This is a genomic window from Streptomyces sp. NPDC000941 (assembly GCF_053599555.1).
Window position 1 is genome coordinate 1 of sequence record NZ_JBSFMM010000103.1, and the last position, 24503, is coordinate 24503.

At 70.4% G+C, this 24503-nt stretch carries 17 protein-coding genes; 8 read left to right on the plus strand and 9 right to left on the minus strand.

Annotation, left to right across the window (positions count from 1 at the left end; translation table 11 throughout):
- The coding region (locus ACWDSL_RS29295) for an SdrD B-like domain-containing protein (protein WP_450490419.1) at positions 1 to 1777 on the minus strand (1777 nt) is incomplete at its 3' end.
- 557 nt (positions 1778 to 2334) lie between these two features.
- Between ACWDSL_RS29295 and ACWDSL_RS29300 the strand changes: the two genes are divergently transcribed.
- Positions 2335 to 3060 (plus strand): hypothetical protein, encoded by a 726-nt coding sequence (locus ACWDSL_RS29300; RefSeq protein WP_450490475.1) that lies wholly within the window; start codon positions 2335 to 2337, stop codon positions 3058 to 3060.
- Between the two features lie 25 nt (positions 3061 to 3085).
- Here the strand turns inward: ACWDSL_RS29300 and ACWDSL_RS29305 are convergent, their stop codons facing one another.
- Positions 3086 to 4429: a right-handed parallel beta-helix repeat-containing protein gene (locus ACWDSL_RS29305; protein WP_450490421.1), complete on the minus strand. Its 1344-nt coding sequence runs from the start codon at positions 4427 to 4429 to the stop codon at positions 3086 to 3088.
- Positions 4430 to 4495: 66 nt separating this feature from the next.
- On the opposite strand from ACWDSL_RS29305, the gene ACWDSL_RS29310 reads away from it, so the two are divergent.
- A complete protein-coding gene (locus tag ACWDSL_RS29310) occupies positions 4496 to 5656 on the plus strand; it encodes a Dyp-type peroxidase (RefSeq protein WP_450490423.1) in 1161 nt (386 codons plus the stop codon).
- Here ACWDSL_RS29310 and ACWDSL_RS29315 read toward each other — a convergent pair.
- Entirely contained in the window at positions 5649 to 7946 is a 2298-nt protein-coding gene (locus ACWDSL_RS29315; RefSeq protein ID WP_450490425.1) for an ATP-binding SpoIIE family protein phosphatase, read from the minus strand. The two genes, ACWDSL_RS29310 and ACWDSL_RS29315, sit on opposite strands and share 8 nt — an antisense overlap.
- 144 nt (positions 7947 to 8090) lie before the next feature.
- On the opposite strand from ACWDSL_RS29315, the gene aspS reads away from it, so the two are divergent.
- From aspS to ACWDSL_RS29330, 3 genes are all read left to right on the plus strand, one after another.
- Positions 8091 to 9926 carry an aspartate--tRNA ligase gene (gene aspS, locus ACWDSL_RS29320; protein WP_450490427.1) on the plus strand — a complete coding sequence of 612 codons (1836 nt, stop codon included), beginning with the start codon at positions 8091 to 8093 and terminating at the stop codon, positions 9924 to 9926.
- A 131-nt stretch (positions 9927 to 10057) separates the two neighbouring features.
- Positions 10058 to 10849, plus strand: a complete 792-nt coding sequence (locus tag ACWDSL_RS29325; protein ID WP_450490477.1) for a L,D-transpeptidase family protein — start codon at positions 10058 to 10060, stop codon at positions 10847 to 10849.
- A gap of 157 nt (positions 10850 to 11006) precedes the next feature.
- On the plus strand, positions 11007 to 11942 hold the full coding sequence (locus tag ACWDSL_RS29330; protein ID WP_450490479.1) for an intradiol ring-cleavage dioxygenase: 936 nt from the start codon (positions 11007 to 11009) through the stop codon (positions 11940 to 11942).
- Between the two features lie 72 nt (positions 11943 to 12014).
- On the opposite strand, the gene ACWDSL_RS29335 is transcribed toward ACWDSL_RS29330, so the two are convergent.
- The 4 genes from ACWDSL_RS29335 to ACWDSL_RS29350 form a co-directional block, all read right to left on the minus strand.
- The gene (locus ACWDSL_RS29335; RefSeq protein WP_450490429.1) at positions 12015 to 12488 is read right to left on the minus strand and encodes a carboxymuconolactone decarboxylase family protein; all 474 of its coding nucleotides are present in this window, start codon (positions 12486 to 12488) and stop codon (positions 12015 to 12017) included.
- A 127-nt stretch (positions 12489 to 12615) separates the two neighbouring features.
- Positions 12616 to 13032 carry a DNA-binding response regulator gene (locus ACWDSL_RS29340; RefSeq protein ID WP_450490431.1) on the minus strand — a complete coding sequence of 139 codons (417 nt, stop codon included), beginning with the start codon at positions 13030 to 13032 and terminating at the stop codon, positions 12616 to 12618.
- Positions 13033 to 13160: 128 nt separating this feature from the next.
- A complete protein-coding gene (metG, locus tag ACWDSL_RS29345) occupies positions 13161 to 14930 on the minus strand; it encodes a methionine--tRNA ligase (protein ID WP_450490433.1) in 1770 nt (589 codons plus the stop codon).
- A 182-nt stretch (positions 14931 to 15112) separates the two neighbouring features.
- Complete coding sequence (locus ACWDSL_RS29350; protein ID WP_450490435.1) at positions 15113 to 17032, minus strand: VWA domain-containing protein; 1920 nt, start codon at positions 17030 to 17032, stop codon at positions 15113 to 15115.
- Positions 17033 to 17435: 403 nt separating this feature from the next.
- On the opposite strand from ACWDSL_RS29350, the gene ACWDSL_RS29355 reads away from it, so the two are divergent.
- Together ACWDSL_RS29355 and ACWDSL_RS29360 are read left to right on the plus strand one after the other, a co-directional pair.
- Positions 17436 to 19523 (plus strand): PhoX family protein, encoded by a 2088-nt coding sequence (locus tag ACWDSL_RS29355; protein WP_450490437.1) that lies wholly within the window; start codon positions 17436 to 17438, stop codon positions 19521 to 19523.
- Positions 19524 to 19923: 400 nt separating this feature from the next.
- The gene (locus ACWDSL_RS29360; protein ID WP_450490439.1) at positions 19924 to 20982 is read left to right on the plus strand and encodes a LysR family transcriptional regulator; all 1059 of its coding nucleotides are present in this window, start codon (positions 19924 to 19926) and stop codon (positions 20980 to 20982) included.
- Positions 20983 to 20993: 11 nt separating this feature from the next.
- Here the strand turns inward: ACWDSL_RS29360 and ACWDSL_RS29365 are convergent, their stop codons facing one another.
- Positions 20994 to 22061 (minus strand): endonuclease/exonuclease/phosphatase family protein, encoded by a 1068-nt coding sequence (locus ACWDSL_RS29365; RefSeq protein ID WP_450490441.1) that lies wholly within the window; start codon positions 22059 to 22061, stop codon positions 20994 to 20996.
- A gap of 168 nt (positions 22062 to 22229) precedes the next feature.
- Here ACWDSL_RS29365 and ACWDSL_RS29370 point away from each other — a divergent pair, with 168 nt between their 5' ends.
- On the plus strand, positions 22230 to 22895 hold the full coding sequence (locus ACWDSL_RS29370) for a 3,4-dihydroxy-2-butanone-4-phosphate synthase (protein WP_450490443.1): 666 nt from the start codon (positions 22230 to 22232) through the stop codon (positions 22893 to 22895).
- 56 nt (positions 22896 to 22951) lie between these two features.
- Here ACWDSL_RS29370 and ACWDSL_RS29375 read toward each other — a convergent pair whose 3' ends face one another.
- Entirely contained in the window at positions 22952 to 24490 is a 1539-nt protein-coding gene (locus tag ACWDSL_RS29375; RefSeq protein WP_450490445.1) for an ATP-dependent DNA ligase, read from the minus strand.
- Between the last annotated feature and the right edge of the window lie 13 nt (positions 24491 to 24503).

Sequence of the window (24503 nt, forward strand, 5' to 3'; positions counted from 1 at the left end):
GGTCGCCGTCGAACCACACCCGGTTGCCGATCTGGATCGGCGCGTTCGCCGCCTCGTAGGCGATATCGCCGAGCCCACCGGCCTTACCGAACCCGCTCTGTGCCTGACTGACGAACTGGTACCCGTTGGCTTTCGGGCTGTTGCCCGGGCCCTGGCCGGTGGTGATGTTGTGGTACCCGGTCCCTGAGGTCGCGACGTCCGCGACCGGGTCGAACTCCGTGCTGACGACCCACTGCTGCTGCGGAATGTAGGCCACCGACCCCAGCGCGGTCTCCGCGTGAACTCCGTTGCCATAGAAGTCGCCCGGGAAGTACTCGACGACACTGCTGTCCTGGGTGCCACCGGTGGCGGGGGTGGCGTGGTTGGGGCAACTCCCGGTGCCTTCCCACGAGTACCCGCCGTCGGGATTGGCGCAGGCCATGTTGATGTCACCACCGGCCATGCCGTTTTCCGCGGTGTCGTTGAGCGGCCTCGGGTCCAGTCCACCCCAGCTCACGACGTCCATGAACCGGTCGCGGAAACCGAGGACCATCGAACCGTCACGGGCGAAGGCGAGGGAGGCGAGCTCCGGCTGCGGATCGATGAAGACGTTGCCCACCTTCCGCTCGTCCCACGTGGCCAGGGAGGTGTTCCACGGGTTCCAGTGGGTGGCCTGGACGACGTCGTTGGAACCGAAGACGGAGCCGCGCTTGGCGGTGAGCGGCTGGGTCAGCACGGTGTCGAACTCTTCGCCGTCGTAGGTGTAGACGACGGCTTTCAGGTCTTCGCGCTGCTGTGTGCTCTCCGCGCTGCACACGCCACCGACGTAGAGCTTGTTGTCGTGGACCTGAAGGCCGAACGGCCGCCAGTCGCCGGAGCTCGCGCAGCCCGGGTCCGGGATGCGCACCGTCGCCTTGGGCGCGGACGCGGTGGTACCGGTTGCGTCGAAGCTGACCAGTCTCCGGGTCAGCAGGTTCACCGCGTACAGCGTCGACCCGTCCTCCGACAGGGCCAGACCGCCGATGCTCTCCTTGCCCGGCGCATTGGTGAACCCGGCGTCCTTGATCATGTTGGTGGCGTCGTGCGGCGTCAGCGCGGCGCCCGGCACCTTCGCGAACAGGGTCGGCGTCCCACCGTCGGTCGGCGTGGTGTAGATCGCGTTACCGCCGCCCGGCCCGTACGGGGTGTACCGCCGGGCGAACGCGCCCTGGAAGATCCGCTTCTGGTACTTGTCATAGGCCAGCGCGAACGTCGTGCCCACCTGGTCCTGCGTGTTGAGCGTGGTCGGGCACGCCGTATCGGTAGGACACGTACCTCGTTTGTCCGTTCCGAACGCCACCAGTGCCCGCTTGTCCTGCGCGTCGGCGGTGTTCTGGATCGGCACGAAATACCGCGTGTCCGGCAGTGCGTAGTCGGCCGGGTTCCAGACCCCGGTGATGACCGAGTCGTCCTTGCCATCCGACACATCCACGAACGTCGTGAAGCTGTCGAAGTGGTTTTCCGCCGTCGAGGCCGGTGCCGCCTGAAGAGCCTTGTCGTACGGGGCCGGGATGGTGACGTCGACACGGTACTGACCGCCGGTCAGCTCGGTCGACTTCGAGATCACCACCTTTCCGGTGGCATCCGTGGTGCCGGTGACCCGATGGCCGTCAGGGTCCGACACCTCGACCTTCATGCCCTGCTGCGGCACATCCATGGTCGTGTTGACCACGCCGGTGCCGAAGAAATCCCGCAGCACCTCAACGGTCAGGGTTCCGTCGCCAGTCGAAGCGTTGGCCGTCCCGGCCGTCGCGCCCATGACGCCACCCGACAGCAAGAGAACGCTTAAGCCCACTCGCGCCAGTGGGCCCGTATGCTTCCCGGCTGTCCGGCGCAATTCTCTACACACTTTTCCCACAGCCATCACACTCCCCTCATGATGTGAACCGACCACCCGCTTTTAGCCGTACATTTGCTTACCGGCCCTGGGTGACAACGTCGGCCGTGAAAAGGGCCCACCGCTGTTTCGGTGGGCCCCGTCGTTCTTGGTCGTCTTGGTCGTCTTGGCGGATGTGGTGAATTCAGGGACTCGGGAGTGCTTCCCCCAGACCAGCCGCACTCGTCCTCGCTTCCCCACACGGAAACAGCACAAGAGTCTGAATAGTCATCCTGAACCGCCCCACCAGCGACGATACTGTAGCGGGTGGCCGCCAAGATCGGGGGGAGCAGAGGGTGAATGAGCGGAACAAGTTATCAATGCGTAGCGTGCGGCGTATGAGAACCCAACAAGGTCTCTCGCAGCGTGCGGCCGGGCGGCGCCGATGGCTGCGGCCACGCTGGGTGGCAGCCGTCATCGGCGGTGTGGCCGTCGCGGCGGTGACCACGTTCCTGGTCGCCGGCAGCGGCTCCGACCCCACCGGTCCAAAGGAACTGACCTCGGATCAGGCGAACCGTCTGGCGGTCACACGGTTCCTCAACTACCAGGCAGGCGGGCGCGCCGTGACGATCGAGGTGCCGGGCACCGCTGGTGGGCTGACCATCACCGGATCCATCGACTACCGCGGCAAGATCGGTTACGGCGTGGTGCGCGGTACCGGGCGCGATACGTCCAGCGACGGACTGATCGAGTGGACGGCCACCACCGTGTTCGTACACCCGATGACGGACCCCCCGGCGAAGGCACCGGCGCGGCCGCCGGGCTCGGGCTGGGTCAGCCGTCCGCTGCAGAAGTACGGCAGTTCACTGGACAGTTCGCTGACGATCGCGCTGAAGCTCGGCAGCGACCGGCCGGACAATGCCGAACTGCTGCCGCAGAACGGTGCCGCCTGGGTTGGCGAGGACCGGTTGGACGGACATCAGGTGGACATCATGACCGGGCCGAGCGCCGCCCGTACCACGAGCGCCCGTCCCACGTCCGGCACGGCGGATGCCGTGCCCACGACCGATACGGCGGGCGCCGTGCGCTACTGGATCGGCTCGGACGGCACCATGTACCGGGTGCGCGTCGGCGTGGCTTCCGCATCGGAGCCGGTGGTCATTGATTTCGACACCCACAAGTACGCTCCGGTCCGGCCGGTACCGGGAGTCACCCCGGCGCGGTAGCCGCCGCTCAGGACGTAGCCGCCGCTCAGGACGTCAGCACCCGCGCGCCCGCGGCGAGCAGTGACGCCGACGGCAGCCGGATGTCCGCCGTGTCCGGGAGCGCCGGAACGGCCGGAACAGCGGTGGCGCCCGTGGTGGTGGCCTTCGGGAACTGCGGCTGTCGCCCGGGCGCCGCCACCTCGGTGAACGGGATACCGCCAGGTGCCGTCGGCTTCGCCCATGTGCCGGACGGCGAGAGCGAACGGGCGGGACGCGGGCAGGACGCGGTTGTCGCGAGCTTGGCGGGCACCGTCGTGCGTAGCTCATTGCCGCGCAGGCAGTTGCCCCGTCCCTTCGTGGCGGTGGGGAACGTCCAGCCGACGTCAATGTTGTTGGCGGCGAAGGTGTTGTCCAGGATCCGGTTGCCGTTCGGCTGGATGTCAGCGGTTGCGGTGATCACCAGCCCGGCGTTGCTGTTGTCGGCGATTCGGTTGCGGACGAACTGGTTGGCGGTGCCGCCGTCGACCCCGATGCCGATGCCCCAGCCGCCGTCGGCCTGTTCGGGGGTGGCCTTCTGCTGGTTGGCCGCGATCAGATTGCCCGCGATGACGGCATCCTTCTGCGGCAGCAACTTCTCCTGGTGGTCGGAGTTGGTGGTGAGCCCGACCCGGTTGCCGACGAGGCGGTTGCCGACCACGTACATGTCGCCGCCGGCATTGGTGCCTTCGTAGCCGACCGCGTTGAGTTCGGCGATGTTGTCCCGCACCACGATGCGACAGGGCTTGCACTGTCCGACATAGATGCCCGAGTCGGCCGAGCCCGACGTGTACGAGTGCTCGATGACACCGTTCTGCGCGGAGAACGCGTAGATGCCGTACAGCCCGTTGCGGGTCGAGGTCACGTGGGAGACCAGGAATGACTTCAGGAAGGTGACGGGCTCGTCGCCGGTGTCATAGCCGCCGGACTGCCCCGGCATTCCGGCAGCCGCCTTCGCCGAACCGGTGACCAGGACCCCGTTCTGGGTGTTGTTCTTCACCGTCAGGTTCTCGACGGCCACCCCGGGAGCGGTGACGACGATGCCGTTCGGCTGCCGCAACCGGCCGTCGATGACGACCTTGTCCCGGGACTCGCCGCGAAGAGTGATACGAGCCGTGGAGATCTTCACCGACTCGTGGTACTTGCCCGGCGCGACCAGTACGAGATCGCCGGGTTTGGCCAGGGACACCGCGGCCGAGATCGTCGGGGCGTCAGCCGGCACTTTGATCGTCACGTGCTCACCGGACGGCCGTCGGCCGTCGTCCGATCCGTCATCGCCCCCGCCGCAGCCGACCAGTACGGGTGCCAAGGTACCGAGCACCGCGGCGATCAGGCGAAGACGGAGAGGAGGCATGGTCTCATCCTGGCACGGCGCCGGTGAAGTCGCAGGCGCCGATAGGGATATGGCACAGTTCACACCGTGCGACAAGCCGACTCCAGCCCGTCCCGCCGCGCGTTTCTCGGTGCCACCGGCACTGTGACCGCCGTCGGCCTCTCCGCCGGGTGCCAATCGAGTTCCGCCCGGCCGGACCGGTCCGACCGGCCCGGCACCCCCGCGCCGACCCCGCCGGTGTCGCCAACGGGCCGCTACCAGGCGGGCATCACGCTTCCACAGCCGGCCCAGCGGAACCTGCTGGCCGTGGTGGCCGACCTCGTCGACGCCGGGTCCGTCCGTCCGTTGCTGGCCGAACTCGGTGAGGCCATCGGTAAATTCACCACCGGGACCGACGCACGGCTGATGGGCCTGGAGCCGGGCGATCTGACCGTGACGATCGGGGTGGGCCCCCGGCTGGTGCGCAAGGTCGACCCCGGCCTGCCCGGCGCGAAGGACCTGCCACGGTTCTCGCGCGAGCAGATCGCCCCACGGGCACGCGGCGGCGATCTGCTGATACAGATCTGCGCCGACGACGCCTTGGTGATACCGGTCGTGGCCGCCGCGCTTCTGGAACAGGCCGGTGACCGGATACGCGAACGCTGGCGGCAGTCCGCGATCCGCGGTGCGAATGTGCGAGTGGACAAGGGCCTTGCCGCGCCACGCAACGTGTTCGGCTTCGTCGACGGCATCGTGGGCCCCCATACGAAGGCGGAACAGGAACGCGACCTGTGGCTGGACGGGCCGGCTCCGGTCGCCCACGGCACCCTTGCCGTATTACGGCGCATGGAACTCGACCTGCCGCGGTTCGCCAAGCTGTCCGTCGCCGAACAGGAAGCGGTCTTCGGCCGGCGCCGAGCCAGTGGCGTGCCCCTCTCCGGCGGCACCATCGCCTCGGGCCCGGACCTCGGCGCCAAAACGCCGGACGGACGCTACCTCGTCCCGGCAGAAGCCCACGCCCGCAGAGCGCACGCCACCGCGGTCGGCGTCGGCCTCATGCTCCGTCGCTCCTACAGCATCGACGGACCGGCCCCCGGACTGCTCTTCATAAGCTTCCAGAACGACATACGGACCTTCACCAGCACCCTCACCCGTATGGACAATTCCGACGCCCTGCTGGAATACACGACCACGACCGCCAGCGCGTCCTTCCTGATACTTCCCGGTTTCGACGCACAACGCCCGCTTGGTTCCGGGCTCTTCAGCTGAAACCGTCCGGCCTCGCCTCGCCCGGCCTCGCCTCGTACAGCTCGTACCAGATGCACTTGCCGTCGCCGCGTGGGTCCACTCCCCACGCGTCGGCGAGCATCTCCATCAGGATCAGCCCGCGCCCCGAGGACGCCAGCTCGCCCGGGCGGCGGCGGTGCGGGAGTTCGTCGCTGCTGTCGGCGACGTCCAGGCGCAGCCGTCTGGTGCCGACCCGGCCGCTGACCTCGGCGACCAGGAGGGCGTCGCCGTCGGTGTGCACCAGGACGTTGGTGACCATCTCGGAGAGCATCAGCACCGCCGACTCCACCTGGTCGTGGTCGGTCCAGTCGTGGAGCATGTCGCGCAGCTGCTGCCGGGCCTCGGCTATGCGCTCCGGTTCGGCCTGGGCGACCGTGACGGCGGTACGCCGCACCGGGGCCGAGCCGGGGCCGACCAGGCACACCTCGGCGTCGCGCCGGATCAGCAGCAGGGCTATGTCGTCCTGGCGGCGGTCGGCGAGATGGCCGGTGGTGTGGTGGGACGGCGGCCCGTGCACCGCCTGGACCAGGGCCTCGGCGAGCGCGTCGAGATCGTCGGCTTCCAGCGCGGCCAGAGCGGCGGGAGAGGCCGAGTCTGCCGACGCGTCCACGGCGGCCGCGATGTCCGTGGCGCACGACTCGCCCGCAGTGCCTCCCGCAGTGCCTCCCGCAGTGTCTGGGGCGTCCGGGGCGGCGGGGGGTTCTGGGGTCGTGCGCTCGAAAACCGCCCGGATCCGGTCCCAGCCCGACTCCACATCGTGCCCGCCGGTCTCGATCAGCCCGTCCGTGCACATCAGCAGCGTCTCGCCGGGCTCAAGCACCACCCGGGTGGTGGGGTAGTCGGTGTCCGGGTCGACGCCCAGCGGCAGTCCGCCCGCGGTGGGGCGGATCATCATGGTGCCGTCGGCGAGCCGTACCGCCGGATCGGGGTGGCCCGCGCGGGCGATGTCCAGCGTGCCGGCGACCGGGTCCACCTCCATATACAGACAGGTCGCGAAGCGCGGATCGTACGCGGCCTCGCCGCCGGGGCCCGGCGGCTCGGTGAGCCCGGCCAGAAACCGGGAGGCGCGGGAGAGCACCGCGTCGGGGTGGTGGCCCTCGGAGGCGTATGCGCGGACCGCGATCCTGAGCTGCCCCATGATCCCGGCGGCGCGCACATCGTGGCCCTGGACATCCCCGATGACCAGCGCGGTACGCCCCGAGGGAAGCCCGATCACGTCGTACCAGTCGCCGCCCACCTGCAGCCCGCCGCCCGTCGGCACATAGCGCGCGGCCACCGTGAGACCGGGGATGGCCGGTTTGTCGGCGGGCAGCATCGAGCGCTGGAGGCCGTCCGTCAGCTCGCGCTCCGTCTCCTGGAGCGAGGCCCGCGACAGCGCCTGGGCCAGCATCCGCGCGACCGTGGTGAGCACCGAGCGCTCGTCGGGCGAGAAGGACACCGGGTGCGCGAAGCTCGCCATCCACGCGCCGATCGTGCGGCCCGCGACGATCAGCGGCAGAAAGGCCCAGGCCCGGCGGGCGACCGGCCGGGTGCGGGCCCAGGAGCTCGGGAACCGGTCCCGGTAGTCCTCCGGGCCGGGCAGATAGATCGCCCGGCCGTTGCGGATCACCTCGGCGGCCGGGCAGTCGGCGTCCAGCGGCTGAGCGGTGAAGGGGCGCTCGTCCCCCGCCGGGTCCCCGTGGCGGCCGATCAGCGAGATCCGGTCACCCTTGATCCCGAAGACCGCGAGCCCGTCCGGCGAGAAGCCCGGCATCGACAGGCCCGCCGCCACCCGCAGCACCTCGGCGGTCGAGGGCGCCTCGGCGAGCGCGCGCCCCGCGTCCAGCAGAAACGCCTCGCGGTTGCGCCGCCAGTCGCCGGTGACGGGGGCCAGGGCCACCGCGGAGGTGCCGGGCAGCGGCTCGGGCACCTCCTGGAGGGTGCCGACCAGGTTGTAGCCGTTCTCCGCGCCCCGTCTGCCGGGGTCGCCGCCGTGTATCACCGGCCGGCACCGGCTGCGCACCGTGCGCAGCACCCGGCCCTTCTCGTCCACGACGCGCACCCGGGCCTCGGCGACGGTGCCCTCGGCCACCGCGAGATTCACGATCGCCTTGACCTCCACCCAGTCCACCGGGTGGAAACAGGCGCGGGCGGCGGATTCGGGGAGGGTGACGGGCTCCGCGGGCAGCCCCATCAGCCGGGCCGCCTCCGCGTCGTAGCTCACGGCGCCCGAGACAGTGTCCCAGCGCCAGAGGCCCGTCGCGAGGGCGGCGAGCAGATCCTCGGTGCGCATTGGGCCACCATATGGGGATATGCGGCAGCCTTACCAGTGAGGGGCGCGGCGCCGGTAGGCTTGCCGAGAAGCTTTTCGAGGGTGCGTACGCCTCCCCGACCAGACGCTCCGACCCGACGACCGCCCAAACGACTTGGATGAACGATGCATCGGTACCGGTCCCACACCTGCGGCGAGCTCCGCGCCGCTGACGTCGACACCGACGTGCGGCTCTCCGGCTGGCTGCACAATCGGCGGAACCTGGGCGGCATCCTCTTCATCGATCTCCGCGACCACTATGGCCTGGTCCAGCTGGTCGTCCGCCCCGACACCCCGGCGAACGACGCGCTGAGCTCGATCTCCAAGGAGACCGTCGTCCGCGTGGACGGCCGGGTCATCGCCCGTGGCGTGGAGAACGTCAACCCCGACCTGCCCACCGGCGAGATCGAGGTCGAGGTCACCGACGTCGAGGTGCTCGGCGGCGCCGACCCGCTGCCCTTCACCGTCTTCCCCGAGGACGGGGTCAACGAGGAGCGGCGCCTGGAGTACCGCTTCCTGGACCTGCGCCGTGAGCGTATGCACCGCAACATCATGCTGCGCTCCGCCGTGATCTCCGCGATCCGGCAGAAGATGACCGCGCAGGGCTTCAACGAGCTGGCGACCCCGATCCTGTCCGCCACCTCGCCCGAGGGCGCCCGGGACTTCCTGGTGCCGTCCCGGCTGCACGCGGGCAAGTTCTACGCGCTGCCGCAGGCCCCGCAGCAGTTCAAGCAGCTGCTGATGATCGCGGGCTTCGACCGCTACTTCCAGATCGCGCCCTGCTTCCGCGACGAGGACGCCCGCGCCGACCGCTCGCCGGGCGAGTTCTACCAGCTCGATGTCGAGATGAGCTTCGTCGAGCAGGAGGACGTTTTCCAGGTCATCGAGAAGGTGATGACCGAGCTCTTCGAGGAGTTCGGCGGTGGCCGCCATGTCACCTCGCCGTTCCCGAGGATCCCGTTCCGCGAGGCCATGCTGAAGTACGGCTCCGACAAGCCGGACCTGCGCGCCCAGCTGGAGCTGGTGGACGTCAGCCATGTCTTCGCCGACTCCGGCTTCAAGGCGTTCGCGGGCAAGCATGTGCGCGCGCTGGCCGTGCCGGACACCGCGGACCAGCCGCGGAAGTTCTTCGACCAGATGGGCGAGTTCGCGGCTCTGCAGGGTGCGAAGGGGCTGGCCTGGGTCCGGATCGGCGAGGACGCCAAGCTGACCGGGCCGATCGCGAAGTTCCTCACCGACGAGGACGTCGAGAAGCTGATCGCCGAGGTCGAGGGCAAGCCGGGCACGGCGGTCTTCTTCGGCGCCGGGGAGTTCGACGAGGTCTCCAAGATCATGGGCGCGGTGCGGGTCGAGGCCGCGCGCCGGGCCGGACACTTCGAGGAGAACGTCTTCCGCTTCTGCTGGATCGTCGACTTCCCGATGTTCGAGCGGAACGAGGACACCGGCCAGATCGAGTTCTCGCACAACCCGTTCTCCATGCCGCAGGGCGGCCTGGAGGCGCTGCGGACCAAGGACCCGCTGGACATTCTGGCCTGGCAGTACGACATCGTCTGCAACGGTGTGGAGCTGTCCTCGGGCGCCATCCGGAACCATGAGCCGGATGTGATGTACGAGGCGTTCGAGATCGCGGGCTACTCGCGGGAAGAGGTGGAGCGCGAGTTCGGCGGTATGCTGCGCGCCTTCCACTTCGGCGCGCCGCCGCACGGCGGTATCGCCCCGGGCGTGGACCGCATCGTGATGCTGCTGGCCGACGAGCCGAACATCCGCGAGACCATCGCCTTCCCGCTCAACGGCAACGCGCAGGACCTGCTGATGGGCGCGCCCAGCGAGGTGGACGAGACGCGGCTGCGGGAGCTGCACCTGTCGATCCGCAAGCCGCAGATCAAGCAGGCGGCGGAGAGGGCTGCCGACAAGGGCGGCGAGAAGGCTGGGGACAAGCCCGCCGGCGAGTCCGGAAAGTAGCGGTTCTGGGCCCCGCTTCCGCTTCCGGCGGAACGCGGGGCAACCAGGTGCCCATGCCAACGGGTTCCCTGAATGTGAATGACAATCTGAGTGTCGTATCGGTACGAGCGGCCCGGCCCGCCCGCAGGGCCGTGGCCTTCGCCGCGGCGGCCCTCGTCATCGCCGCGCTCGCCGGATGCGGGGCGTCGGCTGACGGTCCGGCCGACGGCCCCGAGCCCAGAGCCGGCGTCACCGACGCCGCCGCACAGGGCAGCGCGGCACCCGGCCCCGGCACCACGGCCCAGCGGCCCGCCCCCGCCGCGCTGCGCAAGAACCTGCCCGGGCTCGGCCCCCGTACCCTCGCCAAGGTGCCCGACGACGCCCGCCAGGTCGTGGTCGTGACCGGCGAGGGCCGTGCCTCCTCCCGCGCGACCGCGGTGGTCTACCAGCGGCGCAACCCCGACGGCGACCCGGACATGGCCGCGGGCGCCGACTGGCGGGCCGTCGCCACCTGGGACGCGCACAACGCCCGCAGGGGCTGGACCGACCACCACGTCACCGGCGATCTGCGCTCCCCGATCGGCGTCTACCCCCTCACCGACGCGGGCGGCCGCCTCCCGAACCCCGGCACCCGGCTGTCGTACGACCAGTCCAGCGGCTTCACCATCGGCGGCACCGGCTTCGAGGGCGAACCGCTCGCCGGGTCCTTCGACTACGTCGTGGCCATCAACTACAACCGCAAGGCGGGCACCTCCCCGCGCGACTGGACCAGGCCGCTGGGCCAGAAGCGGGGCGGCGGCATCTGGTTCCATGTGGACCACGGCGGGCCCACGCAGGGCTGCGTCAGCATCTCCAAGAAGCATATGAAGAAGCTGCTGCTCATCCTGGACCCGGAGCGGCACCCCGTCGTGGTGATGGGCGATGCGACCTCGCTGGCCCGCTGACAGGGCCGCGTCATACCGCTTTCACAGCTTCTTGCGATGCCCCTGCCAGGTTGCGGTCCTAGCGTCCCCTGCCATGACTGAGGACTTCAGCGAAGCCCGGAACGACAACGCCCGGCACGACGACGCCCGGCGCACGGGCCCCGCGCACAAGCGCGATATGAGCAGACGCCGGATGATCGTCGCGGGTGGCGCGGCGGTCGCGGCGACCGGTATCGGGGCGGGGATCGCCGCCAGTGCGTCGGCGAGCGAGACCTCCTCGAGCTCCGCCGCCTCGCCCTCCGCGAGTACGACGGCCACGTCGGGGGAGGTCTGCTACCGGCTCACCTCGGAGACCACCGAGGGGCCGTACTACATCGACGCGGACAAGATCCGTAAAGACATCACCGAGAGCAAGGAGGGCATCCCGATGACCCTCCGGCTCAAGGTGATCGACTCCGAGACCTGCAAACCGGTGCGGAAGGCCGCGGTCGACATCTGGCACTGCGACGCCCTGGGGCTCTACTCCGGCTACGAGAGCTCCAGCACCGGCGGTGGCGGCACCCCGCCCACCGGCACCCCGCCCACCGGCACCCCGCCCACCGGCGCCCCGCCCACCGACGCCCCGACGGGCACCCCCACCGGAACCCCCACCGACGCGCCCACCGGTACCCCGCCGGGCGGGGGCGGCGGGCACCAGGAGCCCACCGACGACAAGCGCTATCTGCGTGGCACCCAGCTCACCGACCAGGGCGGCTTCGTCGAGTTCCGCACCGTCTTCCCCGGCTGGTACCGGGGCCGCTGTGTGCATATCCACACCAAGGTCCACGTCGGCGGCGCCCTCACCGACTCCGGTTACGAGGGCGGCCACACCTGCCACACCGGCCAGCTCTTCTTCGCCGAGGAGGCGGTGCTCGCCTCCGCCGAGGTCGCCCCGTACAGCAGCAGCACCACCGAGCGCACGACCCTCGACGAGGACACGATCTACCCCGGCAACGGGACCCAGGGCGGGCTGCTCACCTTGAAGTACAAGAAGGGCCGGATCGAGAAGGGCGTCGTCGGCACCCTCACCCTGGGCGTCGCCCCCGACGCGACCCACGACGGCACGGACCTGTAGACCGCCGCTGAACCGCTGTCCCGCGCTGTCCGGCTCATCCGCGATGGGCGAGCCGGACAGCGCGGCTGGGGATCAGCCCCACTGGCCGGGCTGGTAGTCGCCCGCGGGCTGCTGGATGATCACGTTCATCCGGTTGTAGGCGTTGATCAGGGCGATCAGGGACACCAGGGCGGCGAGCTGGTCCTCGTCGTAGTGCTTGGCGGCGTTCGCCCAGGCCTCGTCGGTGACACCGCCGGCCGCGTCGGCGATACGGGTGCCCTGCTCGGTCAGCTCCAGGGCGGCGCGCTCGGCCTCGGTGAAGACCTTGGCCTCCCGCCAGGCCGCGATCAGGTTGAGCCGTACCGAGGTCTCGCCGGCGTGCGTGGCGTCCTTGGTGTGCATGTCGGTGCAGAAGCCGCAGCCGTTGATCTGGCTGGCGCGGATCTTCACCAGTTCCTGCGTCGCGGCCGGCAGGGCCGAGTCGCCGACGACCTTGCCCGCAGAGTTGATGTACTTCGCGAACTTGGCCGCGACGGAGTTGCCGTAGTAGTTGAGACGGGCATCCATGGTGATCTCCTCGCCGTGTTGTCGGTTACACAGCACTGACGGAGCGGCCCGGCGAGATGTGACGGCCGGCCGGCCAATTGAGTGTGACCTGCGTCTCACCGCTCGTATGTATCCGATGCATCCGAAACTAGTACACAAAGTGCTCGGTCAGCCGCTGGTCCACACCGCACGGATCCGTCCGCTCCGCGCGGGCGGCCCGGTGTACGGCGCGCAGCAGACGTCTCGGTGTGGCCCGGTGCTGCCACAGCACGGCCCGTACGCCGTACTCCACGACCGTCATCAGCTCCGTCTCGCGCAACTCGCCCGTGACCAGCACCACCCGCTGCTCGCCGCCCCGCACCAGACGGCGCAGCTCGGCGCCCGCGCGGGCGTCAAGGCGTTCGGCGAGCATGATGGCGACGGTGCCGCGCGGCTCGTCGCTGAACGGACGCGGACGGTGGATCAGTTGGACGGTGGGCTGGTGCCGCAGATGACGTACGACCCCGGCCCGCGAGAGCGGGTCGGGGCCGTGGACCGTCACTGTGACACGTGGTGCGTCGGGCACTGCGCTCCTCGACTTCCCTATGAATGGACTCCACAGGTTGGTCGAACGCGCTAAACGAACGGTTGTCGAGCGATCAACGGTGCGAAGGGGTGGCGGGCCGGGCCCGCCACCCCTCCGTCGTTACGTCGTTATTCGACAGGCTTGCCCTCGGTCTCCACCCCGGTCGGCGCCCCGCCGCCCGCCTGCTCCGGCGCACCGCCGAAGCGCACCCGGTAGGACTCCAGGTCCTCCTCGGTGATCTTGGCGAAGAGCACCGGCGGCACGGTGAAGGCCGTACCGGCCGGGACGGAGGCCAGCGCCTTGGCCTCCTCCTGGCCCACCCACGGCGCCGTGTCGTCCGCCAGCGCGAACGCCGACCGCATGGCCCGCGCGGAGGCCGGGATGAACGGCTCGGAGACGACCGCGTACAGGTGGATCAGGTTCATCGCCGTACGGAGCGTGAGGGCCGCGCCCTCCTGGTCGGTCTTGATCTCCAGCCAGGGAGCCTTCTCCTCCAGGTAGGAGTTGCCCGCGCTCCACAGGGCGCGCAGCGCCGCCGCGGCCTTGCGGAACTGCAGCGCGTCCATGTACTCCTCGTACTCCGCGAGCAGCCGCGCGATCTCCTCCCCGAGGCGCGCCTCGGCCTCCCCCGCGGCCTTCCCGGCCGGGACCTCGTCACCGAACCGCTTACGGGAGAACGACAGCACCCGGTTGACGAAGTTGCCGAGGGTGTCCGCCAGGTCCTTGTTGACCGTGGCGGCGAAGTGCTCCCAGGTGAAGGACGTGTCGTCCGACTCCGGCGCGTTCGCCATCAGGAAGTAGCGCCAGTAGTCGGCGGGCAGCAGCTCCAGCGCGGCGTCGGTGAACACCCCGCGCTTCTGCGACGTCGAGAACTTGCCGCCGTAGTACGTCAGCCAGTTGAACGCCTTGACGTAGTCGACCTTCTTCCATGCGTCCCGGGTGCCCAGCAGCGTCGCCGGGAACATCACCGTGTGGAACGGGACATTGTCCTTGGCCATGAACTCGGTGTAGCGGACCGTCTGGTCCACGTCGTACCACCACGACTTCCAGTCGCGGTTCGCCGGGTCCAGGTCCGACCACTCCTTCGTCGCGCCGATGTACTCGATCGGGGCGTCGAACCATACGTAGAAGACCTTGCCCTCGGCCGCGAGATCCGGCCAGGTGTCGGCCGGCACCGGCACGCCCCAGTCGAGATCACGGGTGATCGCCCGGTCCTGCAGCCCCTCGTTGAGCCACTTGCGGGCGATCGACGACGCGAGCGTCGGCCAGTCCTTGCCGTGCTCGTCCACCCACGCCGCGACCTCTCCCGCCAGCTTCGACTGGAGCAGGAACAGGTGCTTGGTCTCCCGCACCTCCAGATCGCTGCTGCCGCTGATCGCCGAGCGGGGGTTGATCAGATCCGTCGGGTCCAGCACGCGGGTGCAGTTCTCGCACTGGTCGCCGCGCGCCTTGTCGTACCCGCAGTGCGGGCAGGTGCCCTCGATATAGCGGTCGGGGAGAAAACGGTCGTCGGCGTTGGAGTACACCTGGCGGATCGAACGCTCCTCGATGAAGCCGTTCGCCTTCAGCTCGCGCGCGATGGTCTGGGTGATCTCCACGTTCTGCGCGGAGGAGCTGCGGCCGAAGTAGTCGAACGCCAGGCTGAAGCCGTCGTAGACCGCCTTCTGCGCGTCGTGCTGCTGCGCGCAGAACTCGGCCACCGGCAGACCCGCCTCCTTGGCGGCCAGCTCGGCGGGGGTGCCGTGCTCGTCGGTGGCGCAGATGTACAGCACCTCATGGCCGCGCTGGCGCATATAGCGGGCGTAGACGTCGGCCGGGAGCATGGACCCCACCATGTTGCCCAGGTGCTTGATCCCGTTGATGTAGGGAAGGGCGCTGGTGATGAGGTGTCGAGCCATCGCGGGCTGCTCCCGGGTCGATGCAGTGGGTGACATGTCGCTCTGCGAGCGCTCTGTGAACTATGTGCCGAGCTGCTCTGCGAGCCGTCATTATCGTATCTGAGCGGTGAGGGCCACCTGCGCGGCGATTTTCGTGCCGCGCGGGTGGCCCTCACGTAGTCGGTGCCCGTCCCGGACCCCGGTCAGCTCAGCACGCCGGCCTCACGTGCCTCCCGCAGCCACTCCGGGAACTCCACCATCAGCTGCCCGTACAGCTCGGCGTTCGACAGCGCGCGCGGGTCCTGGCCTGCGTGGAAGAACCCCGCGTTGTCCACCACCCGCTTGTCCGGCACCGACAGAACGTCCAGCTTGCGCAGGAAGTCGAACCCCTTCGCCTCCGGGTCCCCGAACCCGATGAACTGCCAGAAGATCGGCAGCCGCGCCGCCTCGCACAGCGCCTTCTCGGCGGCGGCCTTGGTGGTGGGCGCGCCATCCGTCTGGAAGATCACGAACGCGGGGTCGGTGGCGCCGGACGCCTGGTAGTGGTCGATGACCGCCTTGATCGCGTGGTGGTAGTTCGTACGGCCCATGTGGCCGAGCGAGGAGTGCAGCTCCTCGATCCGGCCGCTGTAGTTCGCCAGGTCGACGTCCGCGGTGCCGTCGATGTCCGTGGAGAAGAACACGACCGGGACGGTGCCGTCGTCGTCCAGGTTCGCGGAGAGGGCGAGGGCCTGCTCGGCGAGGTGCTGGACGGTGCCGTCCTTGTAGTAGCTCCGCATCGACCCCGACCGGTCCAGCACGAGATATACGGCGGCCCGCCGCCCCACGAGCCCCTTCTGCGCCAGCGCGTCAGCGGCGCTCTTGTACAGACTGACGAGCCCGGGCGCCCGGGTCTCCACGTCGCTGAGGGGGATGGCGGCGTCTCCTTCGTCGGTGGCCTTGGCGTTCGCGTCTGCCTTCGCCTCGGCGGCCGGAGTGTCGCTCTCGGCCTTCGGCGCGGGGCCGTCGGCGACCTCGACCGTGACCTCGGTCGTGTCCTTGTCCGCTACGGGCTCGGCGTCGGCCGTCTCGTCCTTGGCCGGCTCGGCGGGCTTGGCCGCGTCTTCCGCTTCCGCCTCGGCCGGGGTGTCGCTCTCGGCCTTCGGCGCGTTGTCGTCGGCGGGAATGGCCTCGTCGGCTACGGGCTCGGCTGCGGCTGCCTGCTCGCCGTCAGTTGCGGCAGGCGCGGCCTCCGCTTCGGCGTCGCTGGTGGCGGGCTCGGTCGTGTCGGCTGCTGCGGACGTGGTTGCGGCCTCGGCCGGGGTGTCCGTTGCGTCGGCCTCGGTCTTCGGCGCGGCGGTCGGCGCGGGGTCGTCGGCGGCGGTGGCTTCGGCGTCGGTCGTAGCCTTGTCCGCTACGGGCTCGGCCGCCTTCTGGCCGTCCGCCTCGGCGGCGGGCTCCGGGGTCGCATCGGGCTTGGCGGCCGTCGATTCGGCCGGAGCGTCGGCGTCGCCGGTGGTGGCCTCGGTCTTCGGCTCGGCGGTGGTGGCCTCGGCCGTCTTGTCCGTGGCTGCGGCTTCCGCTTCTGCCTCGGCCGTCTGCTCGTCAGCGGCTTCCTTCTTCGCGTCCGCGTCCGCGTCCGCTCCGGCTTCGGCCGGAGTGTCGTCCTCAGCCTTCGGCGCAGCGTCGTTGGCGTGAGTGGCCTCAGCGTCGGCCGGGGCCTCGTCCGCTACGGGCTTGGCTGCGGCTGCCTGCTCGCCGTCAGTCGCTGCGGGCGCGGCGTCCGGAGCGTTGGCGTCGTCGGTGCCGGCCTTGGTGTCGGCGGCGGGCTCATCCTCGGCGGCCTCGGCCGTGACCGGCTTCGGCTCGTCCGTGTCCGCTGCCGCGGCGGTGGCTTCCGCCTTTGCCTTGGCCGACTTCGCGGGCTGGTCCTTCCCTCCTGCCTCCGGCGCGGGTTGCGCGTCAGCGGCGTCGGAGGATTCCAGGATCTCGTCCAGCGTCTTGAGCGGTTCGGTCAGCGAGGGGTGGTGGGCAGCTGCCTCCCCGTCAGAGGGCGAGGCAGCCGTCGAAGCAGCCGTCGAGGCGGGCTCGGGCTTGGCGGCGGGCTTGGCGGCAGGCTCGGAAGCGGCCGCGGGCGCAGGCACAGAAGCGGGCGCAGGCTCGGGCGCGGGGGCGGGCTGCTCCTGGAGGGCCGGGACAACTGCCGCCTCCGGCGCAGCCGAAGCGTCGACCCGCGGCGTGCGGGAGCGTCCGAAAACTTTGCGCAGTAGGTCCCGTATGGCCATGGGAGATACCTCATCACGTGTCGAGTCCGGGGCATGGCGGTACATGTCCGTGGTGCGGAAAGGCTAGCGGGCCGATCAGCAGTACTCCGCTGCCGATTCCGGTTACCCGCCGTTCACCCCCGATTCAGGCGACGGTCGCCGGTCCGCGGCTCTACGCCCATAGCTTCGCCCCGGATGGGGTCCCGACACCGTGTCGGCGCGGGTTGCGCGCTGGACGGTCCTACGCGAAATCCATGCGTGCAATCCGTACGGAGGGTAAGACGTGCGCAAGCTCCTGCCGCTCATCAACTCGCACCCGGGCGGTCGTTCCGCTCTGACATGCCGGTACCGCTGTGGCGACGCCTGCTTTCACGAGGTGCCCAACACCAGCGACAACGCCTACATCGGTGACGTCATAGCCGGAGCGCTGTCGCGCCGTTCGGTGCTGCGCGCCGGCGCGGTGGTTTCGGTCGCGGCCGCGGCCGGGGTGACCGCGGTGGGGCGGGCGCCGGAGGCCGCGGCGGCCGAGGGAGCCGCCGCGGCTACCGCCGCCGACGAGGCCGCCGACAAGGGGGTGGGCAAGGCCGCCCGCGGCCTGCGCTTCTCGCCGGTCGCGCCGAACACCACCGACGCCGTCGTGGTCGCCGAGGGCCACGACCAGAACGTGGTGATCCGCTGGGGCGACCCGATTCTGCGCGGGGCGCCCGCGTTCGACCCGGCCAACCAGTCGGCGAAGGCGCAGGCGGGCCAGTTCGGGTACAACAACGACTACATGGCCGTGCTGGACATCCCGCAGGAGCGCGACCGCCAGCTGCTCGTGGTCAACCACGAGTACACCGACGAGGTGCTGATGTTCGCCGGGTACGACGCGGCGAACCCGACCCGTGAGCAGGCCGAGATCGCCTGGGCCGCGCACGGCCTGTCCGTGCTGGCGGCGCAGGAGGACCGCAAGCTGGGCAAGCTGACGGCCGTGTCGCGCCACCGCCTGAACCGCCGGATCACCGCGACCACGCCGTTCGAGGTGACGGGCCCGGCCGCGGGCAGCAAGCTGCTGCGGACCTCGGCCGACCCGACGGGCAAGCGGATCCTGGGCACGCTGAACAACTGCGGCGGCGGCATCACCCCGTGGGGCACGGTCCTGTCGGGCGAGGAGAACTTCAACCAGTACTTTGCCAACGCCGGTTCGGTGACCGACCCGACCACCGCCGCGCGCCTCAAGCGCTACGGCCTGGCGGGCGCGGCCACCGAGCGCAAGTGGGAGCGTTTCGACAAGCGCTTCGATGTGGCGCAGGAGCCGAACGAGACCAACCGCTTCGGCTGGGTCATCGAGATCGACCCGTACGACCCGGAGTCGACGCCGCGCAAGCTCACCGCGCTGGGCCGGTTCAAGCACGAGGCCGCCGAGCCCCGGCTGACCGACGACGGCCGTCCGGTCCTCTACATGGGCGACGACGAAAGGTTCGACTACTTCTACAAGTTCGTCTCGTCCAAGCGGATGATGAAGGGCACCAGCCGGGCCGCGCGCGAGCACAACCGCACGCTGCTGGACGAGGGCACGCTGTACGTCGCCAAGTTCACCGGCGACAGCCCGGTGGCCGAGATCGACGGCACCGGAAAGCTGCCGAAGGACGGCGAGTTCGACGGCTCCGGCGAGTGGATTCCGCTGGCGAGCGGCACGACCTCGTATGTCGAGGGGATGACGGCCGAGGAGGTCTACGTCTTCACGCGGCTGGCCGCCGACAAGGTGGGCGCGACGAAGATGGACCGCCCGGAGGACGTCGAGCCCAGCCCGCGTACGGGCAAGGTGTACGTCGCGCTGACCAACAACAGCGACCGCGGCAAGGCGGGCAAGGCCCCGGCCGACGAGGCGAACCCGCGCAACAGCAACAAGCACGGCCAGATCCTGGAGCTGACCGAGCGCTGGAGCGACCCGGCGGCCCGCCGCTTCAGCTGGAAGCTGTTCCTGGTGTGCGGTGACCCGGCGGACCCGAGCACGTACTTCGGCGGTTTCCCGAAGGACCAGGTGTCCCTGATCTCCTGCCCGGACAACGTCACCTTCGACGCGTACGGCAATCTGTGGATCTCCACCGACGGCAACGCGCTGGGCAGCCACGACGGGCTGTTCGGGGTGGCGACGTCGGGCAGCAGGCGCGGTGAGGTCAAGCAGTTCCTGACCGTTCCGACGGGCGCCGAGACCTGCGGGCCGATCGTGCAGGACCGGCGGGTGCTGGTGGCGGTGCAGCACCCGGGTGAGCTCGACGGCGCGAGCGTGGAGAAGCCCGCGTCCACCTGGCCCGACGGGCCGGGCAAGCTGACCCGTCCGTCCGTGATCAGCGTGTGGCGGCGCGACGGCGGGAACATCGGCGTCTGAAAAATTCTTCGGAATTGAACTGCGGCGGAATTGTCCCTGAGGCCAATTCAGCTGACACACGGATCAGTTGGTGTCTGTGTCGGTCAGTTGTTGTTCGGACGGAAAACCCCGTCCGGAAGGGCCTCGCGGGATAATTCCGCCGCTCGCCGTTGTGGTGCCTGTGGTGTTCGCAGTGCCCGTGTTGCCCGCGAGTGAACAGCGCTCGTACCGGTAAATCCGCGCTTATCCGAAATGAGCCCCGGGTGACTTGAGCCCCGTGATCAAGCATCCCGGGGCTAAACTCGTGAGTCCATAAATCGGGCAGAGTTGGGAAGCGAGAGGATTCATGGCCACACCCGGGCCGTTCGGACCACCGACGGCCAACGGGCGAAGCAGACTGCTGCAGAGCCCACTCGCCCTCATGGACACCACGATGGACCAACTACGCACCTTGATCGTGGTCCATGAGACCGGCACCGCGCTGGGCGCCGCACGGGTGCTCGGCCGGGAACAGTCGAGCGTGCAGAAGCAGCTGGACACGATGAACCGCAACTTCCGTGACCTGTGCGGCGAACCGCTCGTCCTCAAGCAGGGGCGCGGCAAGGACGTGCTGTTCACCGGCACCGGCGAGGCCCTGGTCGAATTGGCGCGCGGCACGCTGGGCGACTGGCTGGAGGGCATCCACGAATCCCGTCGCCGGCTCGGCAAAACCCTGATGGTGGGCACCACGCGCTTCACCCTCGGCTATCTCGCGGGGGCCGGTGAGCGGGTGGCCGAGGAGTTCGAGCAGCGGGGCATCGAGCTCAAGGTCGGGCATGTCCGCACCCGGGACGTGCTGGGCAAGCTGCGCGCCAAGGACGTGGACCTGGTCTGCGGCAGTGTGGTGACCAGCCCGCAGGGGACCGGCGTCGACAACGAGCTGGACGCGTTCGATGTGATGGAGTGGCGCCGCAGCGGGGTGTCGCTGCTGACGAATCTGCCGCACTCCCGGCTGCCCGGCCCGACCGTCACGAGCAGCGAGCTGCGCACGCTGCCGCTCGTCGTCTCGGCCAGCGGGCTGATGGCGGGGGTGCTGCACACCTGGTTCGGCGCCGACTACCGCAACAAGCTGCATATCGCGGCCGAGATCGACACCGTCACCTACGGCTTCGAGCTGCTGCGCTCGGGGCTGTTGCGGGGCTGCATGCTGGTCACCAAGGGCGTCGCCGAGGCGGCCGGCGACCCGCGGGTCGCGTACGGGCGCGGGATGCGGGCCGTCGAGCTGGTCAACGACACCGGGCCTCGGCTCGAGGTGCTGCTCGGCGCCTTCACCCGCCGCGGGGAGCGCGCCCACTACGACGCGAGCCATCCGCTCAATCTGCTGTGGGACGCGCTGGCGCTGGAGAACGAGCAGTGGCGGCGGGAGCAGCGCTGGCCGACGGAGGGCCTGGAGCCGGACCCCTTCGAGCTGGCCAACTCCTACAACCCCAGCGAGAGCTGAACGGCAAGCGTTCAGTACAGCTCGAGGTCGACCAGCAGCGCCCGGTGGTCGGTGTGCGGCAGATCCAGGAAGCGGGCGGCTCGGGGCCGCAGCGCGTCACTGACCAGGACGTGGTCGATCTGGGCGCCCAGCGCCGGGGTGGTCAGAGTCGGCCAGCTGGGCGTGCGGGACATGCCGACCGCCCGCGTGCTGTCCCGCATTCCGGTGTCGAGGAGGGAGCGGAAGGCGGCGTGGTCCTGGGTGGCGTTGAAGTCCCCGGCGATCAGGGTGGGGTCGTCGCCCCGGTCGGCGGCGTACGCGCGCAGCCGCCCCAACTCGGTGCGCCAGACGTCCAGCTGCCCCGGCATCGGCGGCATCGGATGGGCCACCTGTACATGGAGCCGCCGCCCGGCGATCTGTACGACGGCCCGGGGCATGGCCAGCTTGCCGGTGATCCCGGCCTCGGGGGTGAGCGGGTAGGTGCTGAGGATCGCCGAGCCGTGGGCCGCGTCGCCGGGGACCGTGACGATCTTCCGGTACGGGTAGGCCTCGCGCAGGGCGGCCGAGTCGAGCGCCGCGCCGCAGCGGGTGTCGCACTCCTGGACCGAGACCAGGTCGGGCTTCTCCCGCCGTACCGCGTCGACCAGCCCCTTCGTTGCCCCGCCGAACTCCAGGTTGGCGGTCAGCACGCGCAGCTGCGCCACCACCGGGCCGCGCGGCCGGGGCGCGGCGCCGCCGGGGTCGTACGGCTGTATGAACCAGCCGGTCACCGAGGCCGCGGCCAGCGCCCACGCACACCCCAGCGGCCAGCGCGCCGCCACCGCGAGCACCAGGCCGAGCAGCGCGGGGACCAGCAGCCAGGGCAGGAAGGCCAGCAGTTGGGGCACGGGCGTGATCCCGTCGCTGTCCGCGGCCCGGTAGCCAAGCACCACGCTGACCACGGTCAGCGGCAGCGCCGCGCACCACGCGGCCACCTGCCGGGCCAGTCCGCGCGGGGGCCGGGCGAAGCGGCGTACGGGCCGCAGTACGGGCCGTATCAAGCGGCGTACGGGGTGTACGGGCTCGGCGGCCCGGCCCTCCCCGACTGTCGTCGTCTGCACGCTTGCCTTCCTGATGTGGGGGCCCTCATTTGGGGGCCCTCATTCTTCCCTGAGCCTCCCATCGAGCGCGGTCACCCTGGGACGAAGGTCACTGATGGTGCCAAGACCCTTACTTTGTGAGCATTGACACGTCGTCAGTTCCCTTGGCATGTGCCAAAATTCCTCCCCATGGCAGTGGTTGAGCAGACGGTCGCGCCCGAGCGCCTTCTGGCGGTCGAACAGGCGATCGACGCGTTCGCCGAGGGCGGCTTCGTCATCGTCTACGACGAGCTGGCCAAGGAGCATCGCGGCGTTCTGCTGCTCGCCGCCGAGCACTCGCACGAGGGCGCGCTCAAGCAGCTGCTCGACCACACCTCCGGCATGGTCTGCGTGGCCCTGCCGGACGGGCACGCCGACCGGCTGCGGCTGCAGCGGCTGACGGTGGACGAGGAGCACACCACGACGCTGCTCAGCGCCGCCTTCACCGTCCCCGTCGATCTGCTGGGGCCCACCACGACCACCGGCCTGTCCGCCGCGGACCGCTCGCGCACCGTCCAGGCGCTGGCCGATCCGCAGACCGCTCCCGGCCAGCTGGGGCGCCCGGGGCATGTCTTCCCGGTGTGCGCGATGCCGGGCGGGGTGCTGGAGCGGGAGGGCCATGCCGAGGCGGCCGTCGATCTGTCGCGGCTGGCGGGGCTCTCCGGGGTGACCGCGGTCGGCGCGGTCGTCACGGCGGACTGGGAGCTGGCGGGCCACGAGGATCTGAGCCGGCTCGCGGCCAGCAGGCTGCTGCCGCTGATATCGGTGGCCGACCTGGTGGCGTACCGGCTGGCCCGTCAGGCCCTGGGGCGATAGCGGGGCCGAGACCGGCTCCTGCGTACGACGCGGCGGTGACCGGCCCCGTACGGTCCTTACGTGCCGCGCAGTGCCAGCACCGTCTCGACCGTGTCGGCCTCCTCCGCCGGTTTGTCCTCGCGGTAGCGCAGCACCCGCGCGAAGCGCAGCGTCACCCCCTCCGGATAGCGGGAGGACCGCTGGAGCGAGTCGAAGGCGACCTCCACGACCAGTTCTGGCCGCACCCGCACCACCCATCCGTCGTCGCTGACGGCCAGCCGCAGCAGCGCCTCCGTCTGCCAGCCGAGCTGCTTGTCGGTGAGGCCCTTGAAGGTCTTGCCGAGCATGGCGTAGGTGCCGTCCGGGCGCCGGGCGCCCAGGTGGAGGTTGGACAGCTTGCCGGTGCGGCGGCCGTGGCCCCATTCGGCGGCCAGTACGACCAGGTCGAGCGTGTGCACCGGTTTGACCTTGAGCCAGCACGCGCCGCGCCGGCCCGCGCTGTACGGGGCGTCGAGGGACTTGGCCATGACGCCCTCGTGCCCGCGGGCCAGCACATCGGCGGCGAACTCGCGCGCCGCCCGCCGGGTCGCCTCGTCCCGCGGATCCTCGGCCAGCAGCCTGCGGACCCGCCGGGGCGCGGGTGCCACCCGGGCCAGTTCGGCGTGGCGGTCGCGGGCGGGCAGGTCGAGCAGGTCCCGGTCGTCCACGGCCAGCAGGTCGAAGAAGACCGGGTACAGCGGCAGCGAGGCGCTGGCCCCGGCCACGTCGAGCCGTGCGCCGACCCGGCCGGAGATCTCCTGGAACGGCCGGGGCCTGCCGTCGGCGTCGAGGGCGATCACCTCGCCGTCGAGGACCGCCCGCTCCACCGCCAGCTCACGGGCGGCCGCGACCACCTCCGGCAGGCGGTCGGTGATCTCGTCGAGGGTGCGGGTGTAGACGCGTACGGTCTCCTTGTCCCGGTGCACCTGCACCCGGATGCCGTCCAGCTTCTCCTCGACCGCGCAGGGGCCGAGCCGGTCCAGGGCCTCGTCCAGGTCCCGTGCGCTGTGGGCGAGCATCGGCAGCACCGGCCGCCCCACCTCGAGCCCGAACTCGGACAGCGCCGGCGGCCCGCTCTCCAGCAGTGCCCGGGCGACCGCGCCCAGCGAGCCGCCGAGCATCACCGCGCGGCGCACCTCGGCCGGGGGCGCGCCGACCGCGGCCGAAAGCCCCTCGACGGCGAGCGCGTCCAGCGCGCCCTGGCGCAGTTCCCCGCCGATCAGCCCGAGCAGAAAGGCCTGCTCGTCCTCGGTGGCGGCGGACATCAGCCCGGAGACCAGCCGCTTGCGCTCGGTGGTGGCGCCGGTGCCGGAGACGGCCGCGACCCGGTCCAGGGCCTGGTGCACGTCGAGCACCCCGAGGCGGGGCCCGGCGGCCGGTTCTGGGCGCATCCGCAGCCCGGCCCAGCCCACCCCGATGCGGCGTTGCGGCAGCCTGCCCGCGAGGTAGGTGATCACCACGGGCGCCTCGGCGGGTTCGACGCGGCTGAGCAGCCGGGCCAGGGCCGCGATCTTCTCCGAGCGGGCGGCGGTGGCCGCGACCTCGCGGGAGGTACGGGCGACATCGGCCAGCAGCATGGCTTCAGCCTCG